The following is a 22312-nucleotide window of genomic DNA, read 5'->3' as shown; positions in this document are numbered from 1 at the left end:
TTCTAGCGTACGGGCATGAGGCAGACGACCGACTTCCTGGCACCGGCCCGGCTGGGCCGACTCGAACTCCCCCACCACTTGGTGATGGCACCGCTCACCCGCAACCGCGCGGAGGCCGACGGCACCCCCACCGACCTGATGGTCACCTACTACTCCCAGCGCGCCACGGCCGGCCTGATCATCGGCGAGGCCGCGACGCCGAACGCGGTCGGGCAGACGTATCCGAACATCACCGCGATCCACAGCGACCGGCACACGGCCGGGTGGCGGCGGGTGACCGAGGCCGTGCGGGCGGGCGGCGGACGGATGTTCCTGCAGCTCCAGCACGGCGGGCGGGTCAGCCATCCGGCGACCACCGGCCGTACGCCGGTCGCGCCCTCGCCCGTGCCACTGCCGGAGACGATCTTCACACCGGGCGGGCACCGGCCCGCCGTCGTGCCCCGGGAGATGACCCGGGACGACATCCGGGCCACCGCCGCCGACTTCGCCGCAGCGGCCCGGCGGGCCGTCGAGGCCGGCTTCGAGGGCGTCGAGGTGCACTCGGCCAACGGTCATCTGCTCCACCAGTTCCTCGCCGGGAACACCAACCGCAGGACGGACGCGTACGGCGGGCCGGTGGAGCGCAGGGTGCGGTTCACGGCGGAGGTGACCGAGGCGGTGGCCGACGCCATCGGCGCCGACCGGGTGGGCGTGCGCATCTCCCCCGGGAACACCGTCAACGGCATCGAGGAGGACGACACCGACGTTCTCTACCCGGCGCTGGTGGCCCGGCTGCGGGACCTGGGACCGGCCTATCTGCACCTCGTGCACGCCGACCCGGACACGGCGGTGTACCGCAGGATCCGCGCCGACTGGCCCGGCGTCCTGATCGGCAACCCGGTCCTGACCGGCCTCACCACCGAGGCCGTCACCCGTGCCGCCGCGGACATGCTGGGCGCCGGGGCCGACCTGGTGGCCCTCGGCAGGCCGTTCCTCGCCAACCCGGACCTGGTCGCCCGGCTGCGTCTCGGCGCACCGCTCAACCCGGTGCGGGACCGGTACCTGATGTACACGGGCGGGGCCGCCGGGTACACCGACTACCCCGCCCTCGGCGCTCAGCCGTCCAGTTCCTCGATGGTGGCGTTGGAGGGCCCTCGCGTCGCCTGAAGATCACGCGCCACGTCCTCGGCCGCGCCCAGCACCCGTACCGCGTTCTGCCAGGTCAGCTTGGCCAGGTCGGTTCTCGACCAGCCGCGGTCCAGCAGTTCGGCGATCAGGTTGGGGTAGCCGGAGACGTCGTTCAGGCCGTCCGGGGTGAAGGCGGTGCCGTCGTAGTCGCCGCCGATGCCGAGGTGGTCGATGCCGGCGACCTCGCGCATGTGGTCCAGGTGATCGGCGACGGTGGACACCGTGGCGACCGGGCGCGGGGTGCTCTCCTCGAAGGCGCGGTGCACCTTCATCGCCTCGGCGGTGGTGTCGAGGTGGTGGAAGCCGTGTGCGCGCATGTTCTCGTCGGCGGCGGCGGTCCAGTCGACGGCGGCCTGGAGGACGAACTTGGGCACGAAGGTCACCATCGCGACGCCGCCGTTGCCGGGCAGGCGTTCCAGGACGTCGTCCGGGATGTTGCGAGGGTGGTCGCACACGGCGCGGGACGAGGAGTGGGAGAAGATCACCGGCGCGACGGAGGTGTCGAGCGCGTCGCGCATGGTCGTGGCCGCCACGTGCGAGAGGTCGACCAGCATGCCCTCGCGGTTCATCTCCCGGACCACCTCGCGGCCGAAGGCCGTCAGGCCGCCCACCCCGGGCTCGTCGGTCGCGGAGTCAGCCCACGCGATGTTGTCGTTGTGGGTGAGGGTCATGTAGCGGACGCCGAGCGCGTACAACGCGCGTAGCGTCGCGAGGGAGTCGGCGATGCAGTGGCCGCCCTCGGCACCGATGAGGGAGGCGATACGGCCCTCGGCGCGGGCGGCCTCCATGTCGGCCGCCGTCAGCGCAGGGCGCAGGTCGGACGGGTAGCGCGCCAGCAACTGCCGTACGCAGTCGATCTGTTCGAGGGTCGCGCTGACCGCCTTGTCGCCGGCGTAGTCCGAGCGGACGTACACCGACCAGTACTGCGCGCCCACACCGCCCGCGCGCAGGCGTGGGAGGTCGGTGTGCAGATGGGCGGCCTGGTCGCCGGCGATGTCGCGGGCGTCGAGGTCGTAGCGGACCTGCTCGCGCAGGGCCCAGGGAAGGTCGTTGTGGCCGTCGACGACCGGGAACTCGCGCAGGAGTTCCCGGGCTGCCTCCAAGGAGGTCATCGTCGTCACTTCCCCGTGCCGAAGCCGAAGCCGCCCGCGCCCTCTGCCTTGGCGCGCAGGCGCTTGCCCTTCTCGGTGGCCTGGTCGTTGAGGTCCTGCTGGAAGTCCCGCATCTTCTGGAGCAGGTCCTCGTCGTGGGTGGCGAGGATGCGGGCGGCGAGCAGTCCGGCGTTGCGCGCGCCGGCGACCGAGACGGTGGCCACGGGCACGCCGGCCGGCATCTGCACGATCGAGAGCAGCGAGTCCATGCCGTCGAGGTACTTCAGCGGGACCGGGACGCCGATGACCGGCAGCGGCGTGACCGAGGCGAGCATGCCGGGCAGGTGGGCGGCGCCGCCGGCCCCCGCGATGATCACCTTCAGGCCGCGCTCGGCGGCCTGCTCGCCGTACGTGACCATCTCGCGCGGCATGCGGTGCGCGGAGACGACGTCGACCTCGTACGCGATCTCGAACTCGTCGAGGGCCTTGGCGGCGGCCTCCATGACAGGCCAGTCGGAGTCCGACCCCATGACGATGCCAACAACAGGGCTCATTCGGTGATCGTGCCTCTCAGGTAGCCGGCAGCGTGACGGGCGCGCTCCAGCACGTCGTCCAGGTCGTCGCCGTAGGTGTTGACGTGACCGACCTTGCGGCCGGGCTTCACGTCCTTGCCGTACATGTGGATCTTGAGCTGGGGGTCGCGGGCCATGCAGTGCAGGTACGCGGAGTACATGTCGGGGTAGTCGCCGCCGAGGACGTTGACCATCACGGTCCACTTCGCGCGCGGGCGCGGGTCACCGAGGGGGAGGTCGAGGACCGCCCGGACGTGGTTGGCGAACTGCGAGGTGATCGCGCCGTCCTGGCTCCAGTGGCCCGAGTTGTGCGGGCGCATCGCCAGTTCGTTGACGAGTATGCGGCCGTCACGGGTCTGGAACAGCTCGACGGCGAGGTGGCCGACGACGCCGAGTTCCTTGGCGATGGTGAGGGCCATCTCCTCGGCCTTGAGCGCGAGGGCCTCGTCGAGGCCGGGGGCGGGGGCGATCACCGTGTCGCAGACGCCGTTCACCTGCTGCGACTCGACCACCGGGTAGGCGACGGCCTGGCCGTGCGGGGAGCGTACGACGTTGGCGGCGAGCTCGCGGACGTAGTCGACCTTCTCCTCGGCGAGCACGGGCACGCCGGCGCGGAACGGCTCGGCGGCCTCCTCGACGGAGTCGACGACCCACACGCCCTTGCCGTCGTAGCCACCGCGGACCGTCTTCAGGACGACGGGGAAACCGTCTCCCCCGCCGCCTTCCGCGAGACCCTCGCGTGCGAACGCGGCGACGTCCTGCGGGTCGCTCACGATCCTGTGCCGCGGGCAGGGGATGCCGATCGCGTCGAGCCTGGCGCGCATCACCCCCTTGTCCTGGGCGTGCTCAAGCGCGTCGGGGCCCGGGCGGACGGGGATGCCGTCCGCCTCCAGAGCCCTGAGGTGCTCGGTGGGTACATGTTCGTGATCGAAGGTGATCACATCGCAGCCCCGCGCGAAGTCACGCAGCGTGTCGAGGTCGCGATAGTCGCCGATGACGACATCGCCGACGACCTGCGCCGCGGAATCCTGAGGGGTGTCACTGAGGAGCTTGAACCTGATGCCCAGCGGGATGCCCGCCTCGTGTGTCATACGAGCGAGCTGGCCACCGCCGACCATGCCGACTACCGGGAACGTCACGCCCCTAGGGTATCGGCCGCGCCGGGTCGACCCTCTTACCGGACTTTTCCGGGCCTCTTCCGGGCCGATGAGCTCGCCCACAGGCAATCGCGGAGGGGGGTGGTTAGCATGGCTGGGTTGACGCAAACCGACCGACGAATCGACCGACAGGAGCCTTCACGACCATGGGACGTGGTTCCTCGGGGCTTCAGGCGGCGCCTCCGGTACCCCGCAGTGCCGTACGGCAACGCGTCGACCGGCTGGTGCGTGAGGTCGCCAAGTTCGGCGCGGTGGGTGGAGCGGGGCTCCTGGTCAATCTCGCGGTGTTCAACCTGGTGCGGCATGTGACCGACCTCCAGGTGGTGCGGGCGAGCGTCATCGCGACGGTCGTCGCGATCATCTTCAACTACATCGGGTTCCGCTACTTCACCTACCGGGACCGCGACAAGGGCCGGCGCACCAGGGAACTGAGTCTGTTCCTGCTGTTCAGCGTGGTCGGCCTGGTGATCGAGAACGGTGTGCTGTACGCGGCGACCTACGGATTCGGCTGGGACAGCCCGCTGCAGAGCAACATCTTCAAGTTCCTCGGCATCGGCGTCGCGACGCTGTTCCGGTTCTGGTCGTACCGGACCTGGGTGTTCCGTGCGCTTCCGGCTCAGGAGCCGGCGACCGGCGGCGCGGAATCGTTCCTGGAGACGGGCAAGCGGGCCGAGAAGCCGAAGCCGCGGGTCAGGCAGCGAGTGGGCTGACACGTCGGCGGCGGGACGGCCACGGCCACTCGCTCGGAAGGGCGACCGTCACCTGACCGTCGGGCCCGAATCCTGCGCCGGCTTCTTCGGCGGCGGCGTGCGGGACAGGAACAGGGCCAGGACCGGGGGGTTCGCCTGGAGCATCTCCAGGCGGCCGCCGTCCGCCTCCGCGAGATCGCGGGCGACCGCCAGGCCGATGCCCGTGGAGTTGCGGCCGCTGATGGCACGCTCGAAAATGCGGGCGCCCAGGTCCGCCGGGATGCCGGGCCCCTCGTCCGTGACCTCGATGACCGCCTGGTTGCCGGTGACACGCGTGCGCAGCGCCACCGTTCCGCCGCCGTGCATGAGGGAGTTCTCGATCAGGGCCGCCAGAACCTGCGCGACCGCTCCCGGGGTGCCGACCGCCTCCAGGTGGCGCTTGCCGGAGCTGACGATCGCCCGCCCCGCGCTGCGGTACGCCGGGCGCCACTCCGCGAGCTGCTGCTGGATCACCTCGTCCAGGTCGAAGGTGACGGCGGAGCCGTTGCGCGGGTCGCGGGAGTTGGTCAGCAGGCGTTCGACCACGTCCGTGAGGCGCTCCACCTGCGTCAGCGCGATCGTCGCCTCCTCCTTCACCGTGTCGGGGTCGTCGGTGAGGGTGATCTCCTCCAGGCGCATGGACAGTGCGGTGAGCGGGGTGCGCAGCTGGTGGGAGGCGTCCGCGGCGAGGCGGCGCTCCGCCGTGAGCATGCGGCCGATGCGCTCGGCGGAGGCGTCCAGTACGTCCGCAACCCGGTCCAGCTCCGGCACGCCGTACCGCTTGTGACGGGGGCGGGGGTCTCCCGAGCCGAGGCGCTCCGCCGTCTCCGCGAGGTCGGTCAGCGGTGAGGCGAGGCGGTTGGCCTGGCGCACCGCCAGCAGGACCGCCGCGATCACCGCCAGCAGCGCCACCGCCCCGATGATCACCAACGTACGGCCGACCTCGCGCGTCACCGAGGAGCGCGGCTCCTGCACGGTGACCGTCTCGCCCTCCTCGCCCTTCTCGGTGGCGCTGATGACGTCACCGGTGGGTTTGTCCCCCACCGCGATGACGGCCTGGCCGGGGATGCGGATCTCGGCGTAGCGGTCCCCCTGGATCTGTTCCCGCAGCACGGAGGCGTTCACGGTCTCGTCCCCGAGGAGCCGGCTGTCCACGATGCTGACCAGCCGTACCGCTTCGGTGTCCACGCGCTCCTGCGCGGTGGTGGTGATGGTCCGCGTCTCGACGATCACGAGCGACACCCCGAAGACGGCGATGACGACGAGAACGACGGCGAGCGTGGACTGGATCAGTCGACGACGCATGTCCTGCTACTTGTCCGTGCCGGCCCTGCGGCTCAGCTCTTCTCGAAGCGGAAGCCCACGCCCCGCACGGTGGCGATGTAGCGGGGATTCGCCGCGTCGTCGCCCAACTTCTTACGCAACCAGGAGATGTGCATGTCGAGCGTCTTGGTCGACGACCACCAGGTGGTGTCCCACACCTCGCGCATCAGCTGGTCCCTGGTGACGACCCGCCCCGCGTCGCGCACGAGCACCCGCAGCAGGTCGAACTCCTTGGCCGTGAGCTGGAGTTCCTCGTCCCCCATCCACGCCCGGTGCGACTCGACGTCGATCCGCACCCCGTGCGTGGCCGGCGGCTGCTGGGGCTCGGCCGCCCCGCGCCGCAGCAGGGCCCGCACCCGGGCGAGCAGCTCGGCGAGCCGGAACGGCTTGGTGACGTAGTCGTCGGCGCCCGCGTCCAGACCGACCACGGTGTCCACCTCGTCGGCGCGCGCGGTCAGGATGAGGATCGGCACGGTGTGGCCCTCGGCGCGCAGACGGCGGGCCACCTCCAGCCCGTCCATGCCGGGCAGTCCCAGGTCCAGCACGACCAGGTCGACGCCGCCCTGCATTCCTGCGTCGAGCGCGGTGGGGCCGTCCTCCCGCACCTCGACCTCGTACCCTTCCCGGCGCAGTGCGCGGGCCAGTGGCTCCGAAATGGACGCGTCGTCCTCGGCGAGCAGTACACGGGTCATGAGCTGATGGTAGTCCGCCCGGGACAAGAGCCGGGGTGTGATCGCGGGTCTGGATTCTTACTCGCTTCTGACGCCTCTCTTACCTTCGCCCGCCTGTGGTACAGACCATGTCTGAGAGGTGCGATCCTGGAAAGGACCTTGGAAAGGGTGCCTGTGGTTCCCTTGACACCTGTGATCCGTGTCTCAAGTCCTTCCATTTCAGGCACTGTCCTGACGTATGGTGACCTCACGCCTGTAGCACTGCGGGGACCTTCGGCTTGACGCCGGGGGTCTCTTCCATGTGCGGACCGAACAAGGAATGACCTGTGGCCGGGCCCCCGAAGGCGGGGGCGAGGATCCCGGCGGTCGCCGTCCTCCGCTTCGAGACCCGGAGTGGGACCCCCTTCGGGCGTGGGGCGGGCGGCCGTACCCGCCGGTGCCGGCCGCCCCCCACCGGGCGCGTGACCGTTCTGTGTCGATACGCGTCCCGACCAGCAAGGATCGACCATGGCGTCCAGCCTGACGAAGGACTCGGCCTCCCCGGGCACCCCCGGCACCGAGAAGACCTTCTTCGGCCACCCCCGCGGTATGGCCACGCTTTTCATGACGGAGATGTGGGAGCGCTTCTCCTGGTACGGAATGCGCGGCATCCTCGTCCTCTACCTGATCGCGGGCGTCCTCGACGGCCCCCTGGCGGGCCGCGAGGCCCTGGCCGCCTCGATCTACGGTGTCTACAACGCGGTCGTGTACATGGCCGCCATGCCCGGCGGCTGGGTCGCGGACCGCCTCTGGGGTGCCCGCAAGGCCGTTCTCGTCGGCGGCATCGTCATCGCCGCCGGTCACTTCACCCTGGCCATCCCGGCGGACATCGCCTTCTTCTGCGGTCTCGGCCTGATCGCGATCGGCACCGGTCTGCTGAAGCCGAACATCTCCGCGATGGTCGGCGGCCTCTACGAGGGCCAGCCCAGCGCCCGCCGCGACGCCGGCTTCACCCTCTTCTACATGGCGATCAACATCGGTGGCATGGCCGCCCCGCTGGTCGTCGGCTACCTCGGCGAGAACGTCGACTGGCACCTCGGCTTCGGTGTCGCCGGTGTCGGTATGACGCTCGCCGTCGTCCAGTACGTCCTCGGCGGCCGCCACCTCGGCGACATCGGCAAGGAGCCCGGCACCCCGGCCTCCCCCGAGGAGAAGCGCGCCGCACTGCGCAAGGTCGGCCTGTGGGGTGGCATCGCCGTCGCCGCGCTGGTCGCGGACATCGCGCTGGGCACGTACGACATCGAGCACATCGTCAACGTGCTCGCGATCCTCGGCATCGTGGTCCCGATCGTGTACTTCGTGACGATGTACCGGAACCCCGCCCTGGCCGCGGAGGACAAGCCGAAGATCCAGGCCTTCGCCTGGTTCTTCGCCACCGCCGTGCTGTTCTGGATGATCTACGACCAGTCCGGTTCGCTGCTGACGATCTTCGCCGACGGCAAGACCGACCGCATGATCGGCGGCTGGGAGTTCCCGGCGTCCTGGTACCAGTCGGTGAACCCGGCGATGGTCATCGTGCTCGCCCCGGTCTTCGCCGCGGTGTGGGTGAAGCTGGCCCAGCGCAACCGTGAGCCCAGCACGCCCATGAAGTTCGCCCTGGCGATGCTCCTCATCGGTGGCTCGTTCGGCATCATGGGCCTGGCCGGCGCCGCCGCCGCGAACAGCGACACCGGCAAGGTCACGGTCTTCTGGCTGCTGAGCGTCTACCTGGTGCAGACCCTCGGCGAGATGTGCCTGTCGCCGGTCGGCCTGTCCCTGTCGACGAAGCTGGCGCCGAAGCAGTTCGTGGGCCAGATCATGGGCCTGTGGTTCCTGGCCACCGCGACGGGCAACGCCCTCAACGGCTGGACCACCAAGCTCAACGCGCCGCTGGGCGACGCGCTCTACTACTCGATGTGGGCCGTCATCGCCGTCGCCGCCGGCCTGGCCTTCATGGTGGCCGGCCGCAAGATCCGCGCACTCATGGGCGACGTGCGCTAGGCCGGCTCCACGCGGTCCCGTCGTCCGCCCGGCGGGGCAGGCGGGACCGTGCGGGCACGGCCCGGGCGCGCACTGCCCGAGCCGACGGGGCCGCTGGGATCCAACGGGATCTCCAGCGGCCCCGTCGCCTTGCGTGACGGGGCCGCTGAGCGGGTCACCCGGCCTTCCTGCCCGGCATGAACGTGAACACCGCCCCGCCCAGCAGCAGTGCCGTACCCGCCACCAGGCCGAGTGCCTTCAGCGAGCCGTGGTCCTCGGCCCCCGTCGCCGCCAGGCCGCCGTCCGCCGACGAGCCGCCGGCGGAACCTCCCGCCGAACCGCCACCGGACGCCCCGCCCGCCTGTTCCGTCGTGTCGAGGGTCAGGGAGACCTCCGACCCGACCGGTGTGCAGGGTGGTCGTCGTACCGAGGGCACGCACCGTCAGGACGCCCGGGGAGAGGGTCGACTCGCCGCTCGCGCCGGGCCGGTAGGCGCCCTTGAGATCGGGGATCTCGATCGGGGCACCCGCCTTGATCGGCTCGGCGTTGGCCGGGCCCTCGACATGGACCGTGCCTTTGTCCGCGCCGCCGAGGACGACCTCCATCGACGGCCTCACCGAGCCCTCGGGGATCTCCGCGGGGCTGTCCATCACCGACTTCCCGAACCGGACGGTGAGGTCGAAGCTCCCGCCGTTCTTCGTGGCGTCGATCCGGACCGGCGAGGTGGCGTTCTTGTCGCCGATGGGCGTCTTGCACGCGTAGGGGACCTTCACCTCCTTGCCCGTGAAGTCGGTCCGGCCGCCGCCCCCGCCTGCCGTGCTCGTGCCGCCGGCGTCCCCGCCCGTCTCGCTCTCACCGGGCGTCGGCTCGGCCGGTCCGGTCGGGTCGCCCGTCGGTTCCGTCGGACCGACGGTCGGCTGCCCTCCCGTCGTGCCGCCCGAACTCCCGCCCCCGCTCGTCACCTTGATGGTCGCAGCAGGCTGCACCGCCTCCTTCGGCGCACACCTGGTGTCCGTGGAGATCGGCTTGTCGACGTTGATGTCGTACCCGTCCGGCGTCAGTGTCACCTCGCCCGGTGCCGTCAGCTTCAGCCGGCCCTTCATGTCGGACAGCTTCATGTCGCCGCCCTTGGGGATGGGCGGGTTCTGCCGCGGCCCCTGCAGGGCGATGTCGCCCGTCTGCGCACCGGCCGCCTTCAGAACCCCCGTCGGCCGGACGGTGTTCTCGCCCAGGTCGAGGATGTCGGGGTTCTTGGACGCCGCCTGGACGAACTTCCAGACGATCTCCACCTCGTCGCCGACCTTCGCCTCCGCGGGCGCGGTGACCTCCACCTTCGTGGTGCCCTGGACCGGCGGCAGTCCCGAGATGGCGGGCGGGACGCACTCGGTCGCGTACGACACCTCGGCCGCCTGCGCGGGCGCGGCGGCCACGCCCAGCAGGACGCCCGCGCCGCCGAGCATCAGGGCGGCGCCCGCCGCACCCGCTCTTCGCGGGCGCGCCGGTGAGGCTCTCCTTCGCTTGCTCACGGGGGTCCCTTCCTGGTCGGAGTCGTAGGACTCGTCGGGCCGTCGTCGTGCGGTGCGGAGAGCCGACCGGCCGTGCCCGGGTCGTCGTCCGGGGTGAACCACGGCAGGGCCGAGGACGAACGCATCGAGTGCCGCGCCCGTTCGCGGGGCCGCAACCCCGGCAGCCGCAGGGCGGCTTCGGGCAGACGCGGCCCCCGGCGGCGGGCCTTCTGCCGCGGCCGTACGCGGTCCACGAACGCCATCCCGAGCCGGAAGAGCGCGGCCGGTACGACCAGGCAGGCCAGGATCCAGAACAGCGTCACACCCCAGGGCCGGCCCACGACCCAGGGCTGTTCGGCCATCACCTTGCCGCCGTACTTCAGCGAGACGGTGTAGTCGCCGTGCGCCCCGGCGGCGAGTTCCACCGGCAGTTCGACCCGGGCCTTCTCTCCCGGCCGGATCGTGCCGCGCCACTGCTGCTCCTCCCACTGCGGGGCGAACACGCCGTGGGAGGTGCCGACGTGGAAGACCGGGTCGCGGACGTCGGAAGTGCCGACGTTGCCCACGGTGAGGACGAGGGTGCGCGCCGGCGGTGCGCCGAACCGGGTGAGCAGGCCGTCGGAGCCGTCCAGCCGGGAGTCGCTGAGGACCGACAGCCGTCCCCCGTCCGGCTCCGTCGGCAGTGGCTCGACGGTGTGACCGGCCACCTGGAAGACGGCGTCGGCCTCGGCCCCGGCCCCGGTCACCGTCGCGACATGCACCACGCACGGGCACGGCACGGGCGGCTCGGCCACCGGCAGCTTCCTGCTGAAGCGTCCCTCGGCGTCCGTGGTCACGGCCCTGCCGTCCGCGTTGGCGCAGGAGTTGGTGCCCCCTCGCACACCCGTCGACGGCACGGACTGACCGCAGATCAGGATCATCAGCAGGGCGCGCGGGCGCCAACCGCTGCCGCTCACCGTGACCGAACCGCCCGTACCCGCCTGGGGCCTGGAGAGTTTCACGACGGGCGGGCCGTCGGCCGCCGACGCGGTCACAGCCGTCGTCGGTGACAGGAGGAGCGCCACTACCGCCACCAGTGCCGAGATCCGCGCCCTGCCGTTCACGTGCCCGCTCCCGTCGACTCGTATGCCGTACGACATCCACGACGGCGTACGGCCAGGAAGGCGCCCGCCGCCACCACTCACCCGGCGGCCCCCGACACCCCTCTCCACGCACCCCGCGTCCCTCCGGGCACGGACCCCGCCGGCGGGGCGGTCACCGTGAACGGGACCTCGGCGCGGGTGCGGGCCGGGACACGCACCGAGGTCAGGGCGAGGGCAACCGTGACCCCTGTGCCGCGCAGCCGTACGGTGACCGCCTCGTCACCCCGGTTCGTCACGGACACCGTGTCCCGGAGGACCGCCCCGGGCTCGCCCTCGGCGTGGAAGGCGGGCCGGCCGCCGCCGGAGGGCGTGACGGACCAGCCCCCGTCGGCGCTCGCCTCCGGGACGGCCGTGAGCACGAGCAGCGGGGACAGGCACGGGACACGGGCGGCTGACGTCACGGCGGCTCCAGCGGGTCGTGCGAAACGGTCAGCGGTGCGCCGTACGTCCCCTCCGGCTCAGCCACAGCGCGCCCGCCGCACCCGCGAGCAGCACGGTGCCGCCGAGGGTGCCCAGGGCGATCGCCGAGTCCTCGGGACCGGTCTGCGGGAGCTCGGCGCCGGAGCCGGAGCCGCTCTGCCCCGTACCGCCCGTGCCGCCCCCGGACGCCGCCGTGACGTCGAGGGTCAGCGCCGGCCCGGGGCTGTTGGTGGGCGAGCACGTGGTCGTCGTACCGAGAGCCTTGATGGTGAGCACACCCGCCGTGAAGGTGACCTCGCCGGACTTCTTCGGGGTGTAGGTGCCCGTCAGGTCGCTGATCTTGATGGGGGTGTCGGCAGGAACGGCTTGCTGGTTTGCCGGGCCGCTGACCGTCAGGGTGCCGCTGTCCGCGCCGCCCAGCTCGATGGTGGCGCTCGGGTTCATCGCACCCTTGCCCAGTTCGACCGGGCTGGAGGAGACGCCCTTCTGCCACGACATGGTGATCTTGTAGCCGCTGCCGCTCTTGACGCCCTTGATGTCGATGGGCGAGACGGCGCTCTTGTCGCCGATCGGCGTCTTGCAGGCGTAGTCGACCTCGACGACGTCGGCCCGGGCCGCGGGGGCGGCCATCAGCACCGCCGAGCCGGCCAGGGCCGCGGCGGTCGCGAGCGCGGCGGTTCGCTTCTGCTTCGACACGGTCCCCTCATTTCTGACGGCATATCAGATCGGGCCGTCAAGGTACGCCCGGGGCCTTGAGGAAGGAAGACACGGTGCACGCCGGAGTTGTGGCGATCCGGCGTGCACCGAGTGGAGGGCGTGACCCCGGGGGCTCAGGGGCGGGCCGGGCGCAGCACCTCGGGCAGCCCCCACCGCCGCAGCACCTCGGGCACGGCCACGGTGCCGTCGGCCCGCTGGTGCTGTTCCAGGATCGCGGGCAGCAGGCGGCTGGTGGCGAGACCCGAGGCGTTGAGGGTGTGAACGTACGCCGCCTTGCCTCCGCCGGCCGGGCGGTACCGGATGCCGCCGCGCCGGGCCTGGTAGGTGCGGGCGTTCGACACCGAGCTGACCTCGGTGTATGCACCCAGGCTGGGCAGCCAGACCTCCACGTCGTAGGTCTTGGCCTGGGCCGGGCTGGTGTCCCCGGCGGCCAGCTTGGTGACCCGGTGGTGCAGGCCGAGTTGCGCCACCAACTCCTCCGCCCGCGTGAGCAGTTCGCGATGCGCGGCGTCCGAGTCCTGCGGCCGCGCGAACTGGAACAGCTCGACCTTGTTGAACTGGTGGCCCCGCAGCGTCCCACGCTCCGCCGTGCGGTGGCTGCCGCCCTCCCTGCGGTAGCAGGGGGTGTAGGCGACGTACCGGCGCGGCAGTTCCCGTTCGTCGAGCGTCTCGCCGCGATGGAGGTTGACCAGAGCCGTCTCGGCGGTGGGCAGCAGGAACCGCTCGGGCCGGCCGCCCTCGCCCTCCTCCACGACGAAGACGTCCCCGGCGAACTTCGGGAACTGGCCCGCCGTGTAACCGGCTTCGTAGGTGAGGACATGCGGCGGCAGCACGAACTCGTAGCCCGCCCGGCGATGGGCGTCCAGGAAGTGGTTGAGCAGCGCCCACTCCAGGGCGGCGCCCTCACCGCGGTAGATCCAGTGGCCGCTGCCGGCGAGGCCCGTGCCCCGCTCGTAGTCGACGAGGCCGAGGTCCTGGGCGAGCCGGACGTGGTCCCGGGCCGGGAACCCGAAGGCGGGCGGGGTGCCCACACTCCGCACGACCTCGTTGTTCTCCTTGCCGCCCGCCACGACGTCGTCGTCCGGGAGGTTGGGCAGGGCGTCCAGGAACTCCTGATGGCGGGCGGCCAGGCGGGTGAGGTCCGCCTCGGCCTCGGCGAGCCGGTCGCCCAGGGCCTTGGCCGCGGCCCGCGGTTCGTCCACGGGGGCGTCCGTACGGCGTCGTGCGGCGATCTCGGCCGAGATCCGCCGTCGCTCGCCGCGCAGCCGCTCCACGCCCGCACGGGCCTCGCGGAACTCGGCGTCGAGGGCCAGGAAGCCCGGGATGTCGGCGTCCACGGCGCGTTTGCGCAGACCTTCGCGGACCTGGTCGGGGTGCTGTCGGATGAGGGTGACGTCGAGCATGGCGCTCCGCTCCGTCCGGTCGTCCGGAGCGGCGCGGTCCGCCCCGGGGTGGCCCCTCGGGGCGTGGGCGAGAGGGTGCTCGCGGTGCCACCACGCCTTCACCGCCGTACACCACCCGTGTGGCCCTACGACGGACTCGTTCGGGCCCGATGACGGGGGCCGGCCGGCGGGGCATTTCCTCCCCGCACTCGGGAGTGGATTCCCCCGGTGCGCGAGGCCGCCTTCACAGCGAACGGCGGCTCTCTCTGCTCGCGGACCCGGGGTACTTGTCTCCGTCAGCGCGTTACCGGAAGGGTAAAGCAGCACCTCAGCGGTGCGGAAACGAATTTTCCGCAGGGCTGGACGGGTGACCCTAGGCCGGCGCGCCCAGCTCCGCCCACACCGTCTTGCCGGCGGCGCCCGGGGCCCTTACGACCCCCCAGTCCAGGCACAGTCGCTGCACGATGAACATGCCGTGGCCACCGGGCCGGCCCGCGCGGTGCGGGGTGCGCGGTGCGGGCTGGCCCGTGCCCTTGTCGGAGACCTCGACACGGATCACCTTGTTGTCGCAGGCGATCAGCAGCGCGTCGGGGCCTTCGGCGTGCAGGCAGGCGTTGGTGACCAACTCGGAGACGACGAGCAGTACGTCCTCGGCGGCGGCCCGCTGGTCGGCGCTCGCGGCGGGCAGCCAGCCCCACGCGTACAGCGCTTGGCGGGCGAAGTCACGGGCGAGCGGCACGACCCCGCTCTGGCCCTCGAAGTCCAGCCGACGGACCTGAGGCCCCACCGACGGCTCGGCGGACGACGCGGTCCCCTCGGACGCCCCGGAAGCGCCGCCGGGCTCAGGGCCGCGATCGCCCGGCGAGAAAGGCCGGGTGGTGCTCATCAGCGCTTCACCTCACCGATTCACCAGTTCAACGTTCACACGATTCAGAGATCAGTACGCAGAGTCAGTACGTCCGTACACGGTCCTTGCCTGATACGTCGGTCACAGTCCCCCGCCCCCGGTGGCCGACTTCACAGTCGACATGTTCAGGATGTCTCCTGCCCGACCACGCCGAGGGAACACCCCCGTATTCGCCACGAAAGATGTGACGGCGACGCAGCGTCGGGCGGGAGGGGTCAATCCGAGCCGTCGGCCCCGTCACCCAGGGCCGCGTCGAGCGAGTCGTGGACCGTGAAGACCGCTTCGGCCCCCGTGATCTCGAACACACGCGCAACGGCGGGCAACATGCCCGCGAGGTGCACCCCGCCACCGGCGGCCTCCGCCTTCAAACGCGCCCCGAGCAGCACGTTCAGCCCTGTGGAGTCACAGAACTCAAGCCGCGAGCAGTCGACGACCAGTCGACTGAAGCCCTTGGCGAGGCAGTCCTCGATCGGCTCACGCAACAAATCGGCGGTGTGGTGGTCCAACTCACCCGCCGGGGTCACGACGGCACTGGAGCCCTCTTCCCGCACCTCGACCAGAAGTCGGCCAGACTGTGCGCTGCCGACCGTCCCGCGGTCCATGCCGTGTCTCACTCCCGACGTCGTGGCTGCTGACTGACGCTCCCGAACACTACGCCTTCCCTACGCCCTCCAACACCCGAACATCCACCCAGAAACGGACATTTCGGAACAGAGCGCACTTGCGGTGGGCTCACGAAAGCGGGTAGGGCTAGTAGAGACACGTAACCGACTCGGCCGGCTTTGGAGGCGCCGCACACCGCAGTGCACGCACAGGCTTCGGCAGCCATATGCCGAGAACGATGGAGGACATCATGTCACCCCGGCTCGACGCATCGCATACCCAGAGCGCGACGTCGGCATCCCGACCGGAACATCTGGATCCCATCGAGCAGAACAGCGACGTACATCCCGAACACGGTTTCGGTCAGGACGACGCTCTCGTCGGGCTTCCGGACATCCCCCCGTACGACGAGGTGGGGCCGGTTGACGCGCGAGCCCTGTCCAAGACCCTCTTCGAGCGGCTGGAGTCGCTGGAGGAAGGCACCCACGAGTACTCGTACGTACGCAACACGCTCGTCGAACTCAACCTCGCCCTGGTCAAGTTCGCCGCCTCCCGCTTCCGCTCGCGCAGCGAGCCGATGGAGGACATCATCCAGGTCGGCACGATCGGCCTGATCAAGGCGATCGACCGCTTCGAGCTCAGCCGCGGCGTGGAGTTCCCGACCTTCGCGATGCCGACCATCGTCGGCGAGATCAAGCGTTTCTTCCGCGACACGTCGTGGTCGGTGCGGGTACCGCGCCGGCTGCAGGAACTCCGGCTCGACCTGGCCAAGGCCGGCGACGAGTTGGCCCAGAAGCTGGACCGCGCCCCCACGGTGGCGGAGCTGGCCGAGCGCCTCGGCCTGACCAACGACGAGGTCGTCGAGGGCATGGCCGCGTCGAACGCGTACACCGCCTCGTCGCTGGACGCCCAGCCCGAGGAGGACGACGCCGAGGGCGCGCTGGCCGACCGCATCGGCTACGAGGACCACGGCATCGAAGGCATCGAGTACGTCGAGTCGTTGAAGCCGCTCATCGCCGAACTGCAGCCCAGAGACCGCAAGATCCTCTCCCTGAGGTTCGTCGCGGGCATGACCCAGTCGGAGATCGGCGACGAACTCGGTATCTCCCAGATGCATGTGTCGCGGCTGCTGTCGCGCACCCTGATCCGGCTCCGGAAGGGGCTGACGGTCGAGGAATGACCCCGGTGGCGGAGGGGGCTCCCCTCCGGCGACCTGCGCTGTGCCCGGTACCCCGCCGAATCCGTCGGCCGGATACCGGGCACAGCGCGTTGTGGACATCGGGCACGTCGTTCGGCATCCGGGCCCCAGGTTGTTCGGCACCTCGGACATGGTTGTTCGGGATTTCGAGCACTGTACGCGTGCTGCAGATCACATCCACCCCACGAGTTACCCACAGAAACCCTTTCCCCGGAGCCTCCCTTCCTTCACTATGAGCCGTCATACCCGCCGGTAAGTCAGTTGCCGTAGCGGGCGGCAAGGCTGCAAGGAGGCAAGCGGATGGCTCGGGCCGACGACGGCAGGGACCATGATCCCGGGGTGTACGCGGGCGCGTCCGACGCGCGGCTGACCGAGCTGCTGCGCACCGATACGGCCACCGCGTACACGGCCCTGCAGGAGCTGCGCACCCGCCACCACGCCTCCGTCCTCACCTACGCCCGCCTGTGCACCCCCAACGAGTCCATGGCCCGGCAGTTGGCGGCCCAGGCGTTCACGCTCGCGGCCCGTCAGACGGCGCGCGGCGACGACCCGGGCCTGCCCTGGCGGCACCGGCTGCTGCTGCTGACCGCCCGGGTGGCCGGGACGTGGGCCATGGACGAGCGGGCCGCGGGCCTCGACGCGAGCCTGCTGCTCGTGCTGAACACCGCCGGCCCCTCCGGCCCACTCCCGCCCATGCTCACGGCCTTCCAGGCCCTGCCGGCCCGTGCGCAGGGTCTGCTCTGGTACGGCGTCGTGGAGCGGGAGCCGGTGGAACGGACGGCCGGGCTCCTCGGCCTCACCCGCGAGGACGTCGCGTACGGGATCAGGCCGGCCCTCCAGCAGTTGTCCCGGGCCTGTCTGCGCACCCGTCTCGCGGGCTCCGACGACCCGGACTGCCGTGACTTCGGACGTCTCATCGAGGAGTCGGTACGGCCGGACGGCCCCCGTGGCAGCACCGACCTGCGCGCCCACATGACGCGTTGCCCGCACTGCACGACGGCGTACGAGGAGCTCTCGGCCCTGCGGGACGCGCCGTGCGGGGCGCTCGTGGAGGGTCTGTTGCCGTGGGGCGGGCGGACGTACGCGACACAGGTCGCCGCCGAACGCGCGGCCGTCCGGCCCGCCGCCGCGCGGAGTTGGCCACTGTCGGGCCTGCCGTGGGAGCGTCGCCGGGTGGTGCTGGTGTCCGCGGCGCTCGGGGCGGCGCTGCTGCCGCTGGTGATCCTCCTGGCCACGCAGGACGGTTCGCCGCCGGCCCAGGAGCCGGTCGGGTCGGTCGGGACGGCGGTGAGCCTGCCGACGGTCGCGGTGACGGTCACGACCACGGTGTCGGCGACGCCGTCGCCGTCGTCGGCCTCGCCGTCACCGTCGCGGACGTCCCGGTCGCCGTCGCCCACGAAGCGTCCGGCGCCCACGAGGACCCCCCGGCCGAAGCCGTCGCCCTCTCCGTCCGCCCTCCCGCCGAACGGCACCTTCGCCCAGGTCGTGAACATCGCCTCGGGGCGGTGCCTGGACGTCGACGGCGGCCCGTGGAACGGCACGGACGTCGTCACGGCCACCTGCACGTCCGCGCGCGACCAGCGCTGGCGGGTCGACGCCGCACACGGCGTGCTGCAGTCCTACGCCTACCCCGACTACTGCCTGGACAGCCGCGGCTCCCTGGAGCGGGGCCTGGGCATCTGGGAGTGCGCCTCGGTGTACGGACGCAACGGCCAGAACCTCAGGTTCGCCGTGGACGCGCGCGGGGTGATCCGCCCCGGCATCGCCCCGGACCACGCGGTCACGCCGGACGAGGACGGCTCGCTGTCCCTGGTGCGGGAGACGGGACGGGAGAACCAGCGGTGGCGGGCGGGGGCTGCCTGATCCAGGCGGCCCTGCGCCCGGTCAGGCGACCCGCAGTCCCCGTCGCCACACCCCGCTGACCAGCGGCACGCCCGGCCGGTAGGCCAGGTGCACATGGCTCGGGGCGTCGAGGAGCAGCAGGTCGGCGCGGGCGCCCGGGGTGAGGCGGCCGACATCCTCGCGGCGCAGGGCGGCGGCGCCGCCCGCCGTGGCCGACCAGACCGCCTCGTCGGGGGTCATCCCCATGTCGCGTACCGCGAGCGCTACGCAGAAGGGCACGGACGAGGTGAAGGACGAGCCCGGGTTGCAGTCCGTGGAGAGGGCGACGGTGACGCCCGCGTCGAGGAGGCGCCGGGCGTCCGGCCACTCGGCGCGGGTGGAGAACTCGGCGCCGGGGAGCAGGGTGGCGACGGTGTCGCTGTTGGCGAGCGCGTCGACGTCGTCGTCCGTCAGGTGGGTGCAGTGGTCGGCGGAGGCGGCGTCGAGCTCGACGGCGAGCTGGACGCCCGGGCCGTAGGAGAGCTGGTTGGCGTGGACGCGCGGGTGCAGGCCCCTGGCCTTGCCCGCAGTGAGGATCGCGCGGGCCTGGTCGCCGTCGAAGGCGCCCTTCTCGCAGAAGACGTCGATCCAACGGGCGTACGGGGCGCAGGCGTCGAGCATCTCGCCGGTGACCAGGGAGACGTACGCCGCCGGGTCCTGCGCGAAGTCCGGTGACACGATGTGGGCGCCGAGGTAGGTGACCTCGTCGGTGTGGGCGGCGGCGATGCGCAGCGCACGGGCCTCGTCCTCGACGGTCAGGCCGTAGCCGGACTTGGTCTCGAAGGTGGTGGTGCCCTGGCGCAGGGCTTCGGCGAGATAGCGGGTGAGGTTCGCGTCGAGTTCCTCGTCGCTCGCGGCCCGGGTGGCGGCGACGGTCGTGCGGATGCCGCCCGCACTGTACGGCCGCCCCGACATCCGGGCGTTGAACTCCTGCGTCCGGTCGCCCGCGAAGACGAGGTGGGAGTGCGAGTCCACGAAGCCGGGGAGGACCGCCCGGCCACCGGCGTCGACCCGATTGTCAGTGGCGGGTGCTTTGCTTTGATCACCGGTCCACGCGACGCGGTCGCCTTCGATGACGACGGCCGCGTCCTGGATCAGTCCGAGGGGGGAATTGTCACCGAGGGAGGGGTCGTTGGTGACCAGGGCGGCGATGTTGGTGATGAGCGTGCTTGCGGTGCTCGCGGAGTGGGCGGGGCTGACGGTCGTCGCGTTGCTCATGGCGTCCTTGGTTGCCTGGTCGGCGGTGGGGTCGGGTTCGGGGGCCGCCCACGCGGCGGAGCGGCCCGGAGTCATCCGCGCAGGGCTGCGACGGCGTCCGCGAGGGCTCGCGGCACATCCGGTACGAGGGCGTGCACTCCGTCCCGGACGACGTGCCGACCTCCCACGACCGTATGCGACACGTCTGCTGCCGACGCGGCGAATACGGCCGTCTCGGCCCCGAGCCGCGGAAGCGGCCCTGCCGTCCTGACCGAGTCGAGCGCGATCGTCGTGAAGTCGGCGAGCGCTCCGGCCTCCAGGGCGCCGGCCCCGTCCCAGCCGAGCGCCGCGTGGCCGTCGGCCGAGGCGGCCCGCAGCAGGGCCGCCGCCGTCCAGTGACCCCGGGTGCGGGTGCGCAGGCGCTCGTTCAGCTCCATTGCCCGCGCCTCTTCGAGCAGGTCGATGACGGCGTGGCTGTCGGAGCCGAGGGAGAGCGGGGAGCCCTCGTTCTGCAGGGCGGCGGCGGGTCCGATGCCGTCGGCGAGGTCACGCTCGGTCGTCGGACACATGCAGGTGCCGGTGCCGCTGCCGCCGATGAGGGAGATGTCCTCGGCGGTGAGGTGGGTGTTGTGGACGCCGGTGGTGCGCGGGCCGAGCACGCCGTGCAGGGCCAGCAGCTGGGTCGGGGTGCAGCCGTGGACCTCCCGGCAGGCGTCGTTCTCGGCGGTCTGCTCGGACAGGTGCACATGGAGCGGGGCCCGCCGCTCCTCGGCCCAGCGGGCCACGGTCGCCAACTGGTCGGCGGGCACGGCCCGTACGGAGTGGATGGCCGCCCCGATCCGTGCGTGATCCCGTTCCTTGAGAACTGAACAGCGTTCGGCCCAGGCGTCCGCCGTGCCGTCGGAGAAACGGAGTTGGTGGGCGGTGGGCGGCTGTCCGAAGCCGGAGGAGAGGTAGGCGGTGTCGAGGAGGGTGATGCGGATGCCGGCTTCGGCGGCGGCCGCGACGAGGGCCTCGCCCATGGCGTTGGGGTCCGCGTACGGGGTGCCGCCCGGCGCGTGGTGGACGTAGTGGAACTCGCCGACGGCGGTGACGCCGGCGAGTGCCATCTCGGCGTACACGGCGCGGGCGAGGGCGTGGTAGGTCTCCGGGGTCAGCCGGTCGGCGACGGAGTACATGACCTCGCGCCAGGTCCAGAAGGTTCCGGAGCCGACCTGGACGGTGCCGCGCAGGGCGCGGTGGAAGGCGTGGCTGTGGGCGTTCGCCAGGCCGGGGAGCGTCAGCCCGCGGAGGATCTCCGCGCCGGGGGGCGGGGCCGGCACGTCGGTCCGGACGGCGGTGACGCGGCCGTCCTGGACGTCGAGGGCCACGCCCGGCTCGACGTGGGTGTCGAGCCAGGCGTGCTCCAGCCAGTACGTCCGTGTGGCTGCTGTGGTCACCGGCAGGCCAGTCCTTCCAGTACGTCGGCGAGGGCGAGCACTCCGGCCACGCAGTCGTCCTCGGCGGCGAACTCGGCCGGGGAGTGCGAGACGCCCGTGGGGTTGCGTACGAACAGCATGGCGGTCGGGACGCTCCCGGAGAGGATTCCGGCGTCGTGTCCGGCACCCGTACCCAGGACGGGCACGGTGATGCCGGTGTGCTTGCCCAGGATGCGTCCCAGTTCGTCGCGCAGGGCGTGGTCGAACTCGACGACGGGGGTGAAGGACTCCCGGACGACGTCGAGGTCGATGCCGTGGGCCGCGGCGTACTCCCGGGCGGCCTTCTCGATGCCGCCGACCACGCGGTCGAGGGCGGTCTGGTCCTCGGCACGGGAGTCCAGCCAGCCGCGGACGAGGGACGGGACGGCGTTGACGCCGTTCGGCTCGACGGCGATCTTGCCGAAGGTGGCCACGGCACCGGCGAGTTCGGCCTCACGGCGGGCGGCGAGCACGGTCTCGGCGTACGACAGCATCGGGTCGCGCCGGTCCACGAGCCGGGTCGTCCCGGCGTGGTTGGCCTCGCCCCGGAAGTCGAACCGCCACCGGCCGTGCGGCCAGATGGCGCTGGCGATGCCGACCCGGTCGCCGGACAGGTCCAGGGCGCGGCCCTGCTCGACGTGCAGCTCGACGAAGGCACCGATGCGGGCGAGGCGCTCCGGGTCGGCGCCGATGGCGTCGGGGTCGTATCCGGCGGCCTCCATGGCCCGGGGCAGGCTGATCCCGTCCCCGTCGGTCAGCTCGTGGGCGTCCGCCACGGTGAGCTGCCCGGCGGTGAGCCGGGACCCGACGCAGGCGAGTCCGAAGCGGGCCCCCTCCTCGTCGCCGAAGTTGACGATGGCGAGGGGCTTGGCGAACTCCGCTCCCCTGCCCCGTAGTTCGTCGAGCGCCGCGAAGGAGGAGACGACGCCGAGGGGCCCGTCGAAGGCACCGCCGTCGGGCACGGAGTCGAGGTGTGAGCCGGTGACGACGGCGTCCCCGGCTGCGGGGTCACCGAGCCAGGCCCACTGGTTGCCGTTCCGGTCCACCTCGTAGGTGAGTCCGCGTGCCTCGGCCTGGTCCTGGAACCAGGCCCGGCATTCGGAGTCGGCGCCGGTCCAGGCGAAGCGCCGGTAGCCGCGGGAGTCGGGGTCCCGGCCGACGGGGAGGAGCTCGCGCCACATGGCGTGGAACGAGCT

19 protein-coding genes and 1 pseudogene are annotated in these 22312 nt (G+C 71.7%); 5 read left to right on the top strand and 15 right to left on the bottom strand.

Annotated features, from left to right (window positions below):
• Positions 1 to 15: 15 nt before the first annotated feature.
• The gene (locus ACWCPI_RS27030) at positions 16 to 1146 is read left to right on the top strand and encodes an alkene reductase (protein ID WP_451040570.1); all 1131 of its coding nucleotides are present in this window, start codon (positions 16 to 18) and stop codon (positions 1144 to 1146) included.
• On the opposite strand, the gene ACWCPI_RS27025 is transcribed toward ACWCPI_RS27030, so the two are convergent.
• From ACWCPI_RS27025 to ACWCPI_RS27015, 3 genes are read right to left on the bottom strand one after another with little or no spacing between them, the layout of a single operon-like run.
• Positions 1095 to 2279, bottom strand: coding sequence for a dipeptidase (locus ACWCPI_RS27025; RefSeq protein ID WP_451040569.1), 1185 nt, complete (start codon positions 2277 to 2279; stop codon positions 1095 to 1097). The two genes, ACWCPI_RS27030 and ACWCPI_RS27025, sit on opposite strands and share 52 nt — an antisense overlap.
• A 5-nt stretch (positions 2280 to 2284) precedes the next feature.
• Positions 2285 to 2812: a 5-(carboxyamino)imidazole ribonucleotide mutase gene (gene purE / locus ACWCPI_RS27020; RefSeq protein ID WP_388807918.1), complete on the bottom strand. Its 528-nt coding sequence runs from the start codon at positions 2810 to 2812 to the stop codon at positions 2285 to 2287.
• The gene (locus tag ACWCPI_RS27015) at positions 2809 to 3969 is read right to left on the bottom strand and encodes a 5-(carboxyamino)imidazole ribonucleotide synthase (protein ID WP_451040568.1); all 1161 of its coding nucleotides are present in this window, start codon (positions 3967 to 3969) and stop codon (positions 2809 to 2811) included. The genes purE and ACWCPI_RS27015 overlap by 4 nt, the downstream gene beginning before the upstream one ends.
• 164 nt (positions 3970 to 4133) lie before the next feature.
• Here ACWCPI_RS27015 and ACWCPI_RS27010 point away from each other — a divergent pair, with 164 nt between their 5' ends.
• Complete coding sequence (locus ACWCPI_RS27010) at positions 4134 to 4697, top strand: GtrA family protein (protein ID WP_451040567.1); 564 nt, start codon at positions 4134 to 4136, stop codon at positions 4695 to 4697.
• Between the two features lie 48 nt (positions 4698 to 4745).
• On the opposite strand, the gene ACWCPI_RS27005 is transcribed toward ACWCPI_RS27010, so the two are convergent.
• Both ACWCPI_RS27005 and ACWCPI_RS27000 read right to left on the bottom strand, forming a co-directional pair.
• Positions 4746 to 6020 carry an ATP-binding protein gene (locus tag ACWCPI_RS27005; protein ID WP_451040566.1) on the bottom strand — a complete coding sequence of 425 codons (1275 nt, stop codon included), beginning with the start codon at positions 6018 to 6020 and terminating at the stop codon, positions 4746 to 4748.
• Between the two features lie 32 nt (positions 6021 to 6052).
• Positions 6053 to 6730, bottom strand: coding sequence for a response regulator transcription factor (locus ACWCPI_RS27000; protein ID WP_018566970.1), 678 nt, complete (start codon positions 6728 to 6730; stop codon positions 6053 to 6055).
• Positions 6731 to 7216: 486 nt separating this feature from the next.
• On the opposite strand from ACWCPI_RS27000, the gene ACWCPI_RS26995 reads away from it, so the two are divergent.
• A complete protein-coding gene (locus ACWCPI_RS26995; protein WP_451040565.1) occupies positions 7217 to 8728 on the top strand; it encodes a peptide MFS transporter in 1512 nt (503 codons plus the stop codon).
• A 154-nt stretch (positions 8729 to 8882) separates the two neighbouring features.
• On the opposite strand, the pseudogene ACWCPI_RS26990 reads toward ACWCPI_RS26995, so the two are convergent.
• From ACWCPI_RS26990 to ACWCPI_RS26960, 7 genes and pseudogenes are all read right to left on the bottom strand, one after another.
• A pseudogene (locus ACWCPI_RS26990) lies at positions 8883 to 10167 on the bottom strand (hypothetical protein).
• Positions 10168 to 10229: 62 nt separating this feature from the next.
• Positions 10230 to 11351, bottom strand: coding sequence for a hypothetical protein (locus ACWCPI_RS26985; RefSeq protein ID WP_451040564.1), 1122 nt, complete (start codon positions 11349 to 11351; stop codon positions 10230 to 10232).
• 41 nt (positions 11352 to 11392) lie between these two features.
• Positions 11393 to 11755 (bottom strand): hypothetical protein, encoded by a 363-nt coding sequence (locus ACWCPI_RS26980; protein ID WP_451040563.1) that lies wholly within the window; start codon positions 11753 to 11755, stop codon positions 11393 to 11395.
• Between the two features lie 28 nt (positions 11756 to 11783).
• Positions 11784 to 12470, bottom strand: a complete 687-nt coding sequence (locus ACWCPI_RS26975; RefSeq protein ID WP_451040562.1) for an LPXTG cell wall anchor domain-containing protein — start codon at positions 12468 to 12470, stop codon at positions 11784 to 11786.
• A gap of 134 nt (positions 12471 to 12604) precedes the next feature.
• Positions 12605 to 13894: a serine--tRNA ligase gene (gene serS / locus ACWCPI_RS26970; protein WP_451040561.1), complete on the bottom strand. Its 1290-nt coding sequence runs from the start codon at positions 13892 to 13894 to the stop codon at positions 12605 to 12607.
• Positions 13895 to 14246: 352 nt separating this feature from the next.
• Positions 14247 to 14759, bottom strand: coding sequence for an ATP-binding protein (locus tag ACWCPI_RS26965; RefSeq protein WP_451040560.1), 513 nt, complete (start codon positions 14757 to 14759; stop codon positions 14247 to 14249).
• A gap of 236 nt (positions 14760 to 14995) precedes the next feature.
• Entirely contained in the window at positions 14996 to 15382 is a 387-nt protein-coding gene (locus tag ACWCPI_RS26960; protein ID WP_451040559.1) for an STAS domain-containing protein, read from the bottom strand.
• Between the two features lie 239 nt (positions 15383 to 15621).
• Between ACWCPI_RS26960 and ACWCPI_RS26955 the strand changes: the two genes are divergently transcribed.
• Positions 15622 to 16563 (top strand): RNA polymerase sigma factor SigF, encoded by a 942-nt coding sequence (locus ACWCPI_RS26955; protein WP_451040558.1) that lies wholly within the window; start codon positions 15622 to 15624, stop codon positions 16561 to 16563.
• 318 nt (positions 16564 to 16881) lie between these two features.
• Positions 16882 to 18444, top strand: a complete 1563-nt coding sequence (locus ACWCPI_RS26950; RefSeq protein WP_451040557.1) for a ricin-type beta-trefoil lectin domain protein — start codon at positions 16882 to 16884, stop codon at positions 18442 to 18444.
• Between the two features lie 21 nt (positions 18445 to 18465).
• On the opposite strand, the gene hutI is transcribed toward ACWCPI_RS26950, so the two are convergent.
• The 3 genes from hutI to ACWCPI_RS26935 are packed head-to-tail and all read right to left on the bottom strand — an operon-like array spanning position 18466 to position 22297.
• Entirely contained in the window at positions 18466 to 19755 is a 1290-nt protein-coding gene (gene hutI / locus ACWCPI_RS26945) for an imidazolonepropionase (RefSeq protein WP_451040556.1), read from the bottom strand.
• Entirely contained in the window at positions 19752 to 21104 is a 1353-nt protein-coding gene (locus tag ACWCPI_RS26940; protein WP_451040607.1) for a formimidoylglutamate deiminase, read from the bottom strand. The genes hutI and ACWCPI_RS26940 overlap by 4 nt, the downstream gene beginning before the upstream one ends.
• Positions 21095 to 22297 (bottom strand): allantoate amidohydrolase, encoded by a 1203-nt coding sequence (locus ACWCPI_RS26935; protein ID WP_451040606.1) that lies wholly within the window; start codon positions 22295 to 22297, stop codon positions 21095 to 21097. Before ACWCPI_RS26935 ends, ACWCPI_RS26940 begins: the two co-directional genes overlap by 10 nt.
• Positions 22298 to 22312: the final 15 nt, after the last annotated feature.

The sequence above is a fragment of the Streptomyces sp. NPDC001920 genome (assembly GCF_053594495.1).
Note: the sequence above shows the minus strand (reverse complement) of the source record. Positions and strands in the feature narration are given on the sequence as shown.